The 6,396-nt window shown below is 59.6% G+C and carries 3 protein-coding genes and 1 pseudogene; 3 read left to right on the forward strand and 1 reads right to left on the reverse strand.

The annotated features are described in order from the left end of the window. Positions 1 to 609: DUF3800 domain-containing protein (locus tag KNN17_RS21750; RefSeq protein ID WP_241710942.1), on the forward strand; the 609-nt coding region annotated here is incomplete at its 5' end. A gap of 1,130 nt (positions 610 to 1,739) precedes the next feature. On the opposite strand, the pseudogene KNN17_RS21755 reads toward KNN17_RS21750, so the two are convergent. Then, positions 1,740 to 3,126: pseudogene (locus KNN17_RS21755) on the reverse strand (NAD(P)-binding protein). Positions 3,127 to 4,261: 1,135 nt separating this feature from the next. Between KNN17_RS21755 and KNN17_RS21765 the strand changes: the two are divergent. Both KNN17_RS21765 and KNN17_RS21770 read left to right on the forward strand, forming a co-directional pair. Beyond that, the gene (locus KNN17_RS21765) at positions 4,262 to 4,759 is read left to right on the forward strand and encodes a hypothetical protein (RefSeq protein ID WP_241710945.1); all 498 of its coding nucleotides are present in this window, start codon (positions 4,262 to 4,264) and stop codon (positions 4,757 to 4,759) included. Positions 4,760 to 6,065: 1,306 nt separating this feature from the next. Beyond that, positions 6,066 to 6,396: hypothetical protein (locus tag KNN17_RS21770; protein WP_241710947.1), on the forward strand; the 331-nt coding region annotated here is incomplete at its 3' end.

Consider the following 6,396-nt stretch of genomic DNA (forward strand, 5'->3'; position numbering starts at 1 on the left):
ATCGAGTTCCGGGTGGAGGATTGGAAGCCGGGTTTGCGTCAGGTGCTTGACTGGCGCAAGTCGTTGATGGCGGAGCACCGTATCCCGCCGTTGTATGAGCAGCATGCTACGAAGTTCGCAAATGGCCGGGGTAATCCGTCCTTGGATCCGGACTGGAACCGCAGGAAGGTCAACCGCTCTCTCGTCATCGACGATTTCGTTCAGTTCCTGGAGGGCTGCTCGTGGGCCGGTATTGGGACTGTCTATTCTCAGACAACTCTTCGCCGGGGCCATTTCGCTAAGGAGCGTGCCCGCGTCTATGGCGAGCTCGTGCGGCTGATAGATGCACGGTTGTCCGCGGCGGGGGAGCTGGGCATTTTGGTCATGGACGGGGACGGCAGCGATGATTCCTATGTCTCGGCGCACCGGAGTCTATCCTTGGCCACTCGGTCCTTGATCGAAGACCCGGTCTTCCAGCATTCCCATCGGAGCCAGTGGGTGCAACTTGCCGACATCACGGCCTATGCCGATTACCAGCATCTCTTGCAGCATGAAGGCAAGGAGTTCTCTTGGCCTTGGTATCCGCGGCTGATGGGACGCGACGTTCTTGGTGGTCCGCGGGCGGTCTGATATCAGCGTTAAAGAAGCTAGACCCGTTGACCTGTGTTCACAGGGCGGATCCGCAGCTACAAGTATACAGACGATGTCATCTTGCCCCACCCTCCGTATCAAGGGTGCTGGTCACTCCCGGCGGGCGTCTTGGTGCAAATCCCTTCCATGGAGGCGGGGCTGCAGAGCAAAGATTGCGGCTCCCGTGATTCATAGTCCGTCTGATTCCTTGGTCGGGAAATCTTTCTCGGCGCCGGTCATGGGGTGTTTCGAGGCCGTGTCGATGAATGCTCGAAGGAGGTGATCCGTTTATGATGTTGTTTCCAGACCGTCAAGTCGGCCGGTTATGCGCATGGTCCATGAGATTGAACGAAGGTGACCGGCCTGCGCATGGAGTGGGGTTCGAGCGTCGTCCGCGGCGGCAAAAAGGGGGTGTGCACAATGTGCACACTCTTGCCGTCGGACTGGGCCGTACCGGGGCCGTACCGGGGCCGGACTGGACCGTACTCGGCATGTTTTCGGGAGTTCCTAGTGTTTCCGCGGTCTGGAATGCGGTTCGAGTCCCACCTTGGGCACGTTTTCCCAGCTCAGGGGCCCTTTGGGGCTCTGAGCGTGGGACGAATGGTATCTTTTCGGTCTGCCCCGCGTGGGTGTTCTACCTGTCTTCGACTCTCTCCTTACTCTGTTGGGGATCTGGTTGTGTTGGCTCCTGGTCTTTCATGGCGGCAGACAGTCCGGGCGACATGACTTGTGAGCAACGAGCGCCGGATTTTGTTTCTGCGGATCGTGTCTTGCGCATTGCCGTGTCCTTTCCCGTCTGTGTTTGGCACCGGTTTTGCGTCCGAACATGTTCATGGGATTCCGACTCCGGGCGACATGACCTGACGATGATCGGTACTGGATTCTTTGGCAGGTCTCAGAACAGCCAGGCAATGAAATACCGTCCGGGGAGCTGACGCGGAACGGCAGCCCGCCTCGAAGTCGCATCAACTCACGGCTCCCGCCAGGCCCCATCCTCGGAGAGATATCCGACGCGGAGCGGTGATCGTGTCAACCGTGTTTGGTCCCGCCGGGGGCGGTTATTTTCGGCCCCGCTTCGACTCTTGGGCTTGCCGGGTCTTGTTCGCTCGGTCGTGGCCGATTGTGGGCTTTTAGTTTTGCCCGTTGCGGCCGTGGGCCAGTCCGGTGGGGAACCCGATGAGCACGGGTTCGGGGACGGCGCAGCAACCCTCTCCCGATGCGGGGTTCTGCGCGCCCGTGGCCGGGGGTGCATCGCAGCTGGTGCCGGCGTCGCTGGAGCAGACCCCGGTTTCGGGCAGTTCCAGGTGCACGGTATCGGCCGCGGTCTGGTCGCCCGCGAGGGCCGCTGCGACGGAGCGGACTTGTTCGTAGCCGGTGGCCAGCAGGAATGTCGGGGCTCGGCCGTAGGACTTCATTCCGGCGATGTAGAAGTATGTCTCCGGGTGGGTGAGTAGTTTGGCTCCGTGCGGCGGGACGGTGCCGCATGAGTGGAATTCGGGGTCAATCAGCGGTCCGAGCGCACTTGGCGCTTCAACGGCCGGGTCGAGGTTCAGGCGTAGTTCCCGGAGGATGTCCAGGTCGGGCCGGAATCCGGTGCAAGGCACGACGATGTGGGCGTCGATGGTTCGCCCGTCGACGGCGTTGACGCTTACACCAGTGTTGAGGGGTTTCAGGGCCGCGATGCCGAAACCGGTGTGAAGTTCGATGACGCCGGCTTCGACGAGCCGACGGAGCCGGGTGCCGAGCTGGCCCCGGGCCGGGAGTCCGTCGGCCTCGCCGCCCCCAAAGACCTTCCCGGCCGAGTTACCGCGGACGGCCCAGAGGATCGTGGTGCCAGGTTCGTCCCTGGCCAGTTCGGCTAGGTTGATCAGGGTGTTCGCCGCGGAGTGGCTGGCGCCGACGACCAGGACACGGCGCCCGGCGAACCTCTGCCGGTCCCGGCCTGCGACGTCGGGCAGGGGGGTTGAGATCCGGTTGACCGAGGTGGCTTCGCCGATGGCCGGCAGGCCCTGGGTCCCGAGTGGGTTTCGGGTGGACCAGGTACCGGAAGCGTCGATGACGGCGGAGACAATGTGGTCCCGGATTTCGCCGCCGCCGTGGTCGACCCGGACTATGAAGGGTGCTGTGTCCCTGTTGCGGGTATGGGTTTTGTCCATTCCCTGCCGGGTGACCGCGATGAACGCGTGCGCCGCTGTGGAGGCGTGTGGCGATCGCCGGTGTGGTTGCCAAGGGCGTGAGGTACTTCTCGATGAGTTCCCGGCCGTAGGGCAGGTCCGTGGGTCGGGGCGCTTCCCAGCCGGTGGCTTCCAGAAGCCGGAGAGCGGCGGCGTCGGTGTTGAACCGCCAGGGTGAAAACAGCCGGATGTGCCGCCAGTGTTCGATCGCGGCCCCGGCGGCGGCCCCGGCTTCGAAGATCACAGGTTCCAGGCCGCGTTCGAGCAGGTGTGCAGCGGCGGCGAGCCCGATCGGGCCGGCGCCGATCACGGCGATTGGTCGGGTGTTCTCCGGTGAATCCATGTTGCCCTCTCAATTCGTTTGGTGCGGCCCGGTTGGTCGCTTTGGTCTGTCGGTGCTTTGTGAGTCCCGGCAGGCCGGGTCACAGTCGTCAGGAGCAGCCCGGATCGTCGTCGCAGCAACCAGTTCCGGTGCAGCACCTGTTCTCCATCCGACTCCCCCCGTCCCTCAAGTTGTTTTCAGGCAGGGATCAGGGTTTCGCAGGTCTCGATGCGGGTCCTGATTTCGTCGCTGGCGGGGCGGACTGCGTCCATACCCTGCCCGTTTGGGTCTTCCCGGACCTGGTCTTCGTATCGGTTGCCCGGGAAGTTCCGGCACTTGTCGCCGCAGCCTAGGGTGAGCGTCCGCGGTCATCCACGCAGACAAACAGAACGCAAGGATTCCTGGGGGCTGCGGTGCTCAGCATGATTTCTCTTGACACCGATGGTGCTGCTTTCGGTCGCCTGCCGTCCGTGATGGCCCCTTCACAAACCCTCCGCAATTCATTGATGGTTATCGATATACGGTGAGTATCATCGAAGACATTGATGGATGTCAATATATTTAGGTGACCGCCGTCCGTCGTCATTGACGGGCGCTGCAGGGTCAGGTTGCGGTCATGCGTGGGGCGAGGGACGGCGGCTGATCTGCGTCTGGCGGTGAACCGGGTCTCGGCTCGGTGCGACCCGGTCCGGTCCGCAACGGGCTCGGGAGCCGGAGGATGAACGACGAGTCCCCGCGCGGGGTCATGGGGATAGTTTGCAGTGAACGGCTGGCAAGCCGGCGAGCGTTGAGATTTGGTGATTGGCTACGAGTCTGCAACGACCTCATCTAAGGATGTGCCACCAAGGGGTCCGCACTCGCAGCAAGACCCTTGTTCGGCCGCTTATGGGGGCGTAACCTACGTGACATTGGCTATAAATACCAATTGCTCTGCTGAACGCAAGTAAAGTTACGCGTTGGCCATTTGCCCGCGCCGCAAACTCTAGGAAATGAAATGGCTAACATTCAGGTCACCTGTCCCAGCTGTGGAAAGCAAACGTGGGTGCGAGAACATTACAACGATCCCTGCCAGCACTGCGGCGTCATTGTCATCCTGCCCAAATAGAAGGTCTGAGTCCGCAAATAAAAGCAGATATGTTCCGTGAGAGGAGCAACGTTGGAAGGCAATTTCGCATTCGAGGCTGATGAACAGGTGCGCCTTGTTGTCCCGTTTTCTACGGGCGAGGGAAGCGTTTATAAAGTCGGGATGACAGGGACGATTTGCCCTCTTCACGTCAGCTTCTCTGAATGCCAGCGCTCGGACAGCTATGAACTGAACCTGTACGATGCCAGCACTGGCATTGGTGGCCTGGTCATGAGTCAGAGTGCTTACTTCGAGCGCACTTCCGAGCGCAAGCCCGGCGAACTCCGCCAGGGCGACCGCGTGAAGTTGAGCGATGATTTCCTTGACGATGAAGAATCAGTCGACACCGGAACCGTTATCTGTACGCATGTAAAACCAGATGGAATACTGCACGACATTGCCTTGGACTTCAGTGGGAGCGTCCGGATTCCACATGAAGGCGTGGAGCAGATACCAGACGAGTATGCGAAGGTCGAGTTTTCGCCTGATGGAGCCCTTAGTATTGACCTATTTCCAGAGGATGAATCTTAATCAGGCCAAAGGGTCTGCCTTAGGGGCGCGGTTCTTCCCATCTGCGCCGGCGCTTCATCCGTCGAAAGCCGCGGAGTGGGTCCCTCTGCTCGTTCGACCCAGAGATGGGCTTCGATGTTGCCCTGCAAAGGTGAAATTCGGGTTTGGACTCGGATGAAGTTGTGGGGAGATCGATCCGCGCGATACGTGCCGACCAGTTCTTGGAATTCCGACGGAACCTCTACAGCGACGTTGCACCAATAGGCATGCCCACCCTCACGGTCGGACTATTCCAGTTCGTGCCCGGGATCTAATGCGCCTAGAACCTGTGGCGCGCTTTGGTCGCCTCGCAATGGCGCCTGTTGGGACTGTCAAAGGAGGTGGGGGGACAGATGGAGGCTTATCCTGTAGAAAGCAGGGCCTACCAGGGGATGCGCTGAGTACCCGTTTTCGCATAGCTTGAAAACGGCAGGTTGGACTCGTTGCTCCTGCATACAAAGTAATCCAGATACACAATGCTCAACGAGTTCGCGATTCTCAAAAACCAGTTGAATCTGCCGTCCAAAAGAATGGCTGGCGCTTCTTGGACCACAGCTACCGACAACAAGCCGGAGTCTGCCGACCTGAGGTGCGATAGGACAACCTGGAAGAGTATGAATCGAGCCATCGGTACGACCGACATATCCTGATGCTTCGGCCGACAGATGAGCAGTGGCTGTCGGAACGTCGATCAAGTGAAGGATTCGGGCGGTGGAGCGAGTTCGAAATGGGGGTACCCGGCGCGGCCGACGCGGTGGTGGAAGCCCTAGAAGAAACACCGGACTGGCGTCACCGGTTCAGAGCCCGTCGGACGGCACCTTTCTTCATATGAGAGATGAGAACTACGACGTCACGCTATACCTCGATGATTCCAGGCACGTTGAGGCACTTGAGGTCAGCCTTCGAGTCGTGGGAGACAGAAGAGGCGTGTACAACCTCGCGCGGGAGCCAAGCGGGATAGTCCAGGACATCCGGCTCCTAGGCTTGGTAGGTCGGTCCTTCTTCTTGACGGGCTAAATCATCGAAGGCGCCTGCTTCTTTGTAACCCACGGTGGTAACCATATTCCAACAGACAGTTTGCCGACGAGTCAATGTAGTTAACTATCGCGATTGATTTCTTTCCCGTCGCATCGCAAATGCATTAGGAAGCGATCTGCTACAGACAGATCGCCCGACATGTGGTTTGATGAGTGCCTCAAGACAGTCCGGCGCCAGAATTCCCGACTGGTACCAGCCAGTCGGATGGGCATCCAGGCGCCAAAAGTCTCCGGATTTGGGGAGATTATTGATGAGTGGTCCCAAGGGCATTCGCTATGAGATTGCCGAACGTGTCAGGAGAGAACTGAGGCGAGAGCGCGCTGAGTTCGAGGCAGCGAAGACTGACTATTGGAAGACCCATTATGAGGCCATGAGTTGTTCGATGCGATTGCACGAACTTGCTCGGGAAGCTGGGCAAATATCGCTGAAGTTTGAGCTGCTCCCGGCTTCGCTGATCACAGCAACCCGCGAAGAGTATGAAGCTGAAACCAAAGTTCTCCGAAACCAAATAGCAGATATGGAAGCCACTTGGCGGGACCATCTAAAGCCACGGATCACACCGCTCAAGGCTGGCAAAGAAA

The sequence above is a fragment of the Arthrobacter bambusae genome, from assembly GCF_022606295.1.
Classification (GTDB): domain Bacteria; phylum Actinomycetota; class Actinomycetes; order Actinomycetales; family Micrococcaceae; genus Arthrobacter; species Arthrobacter bambusae_A.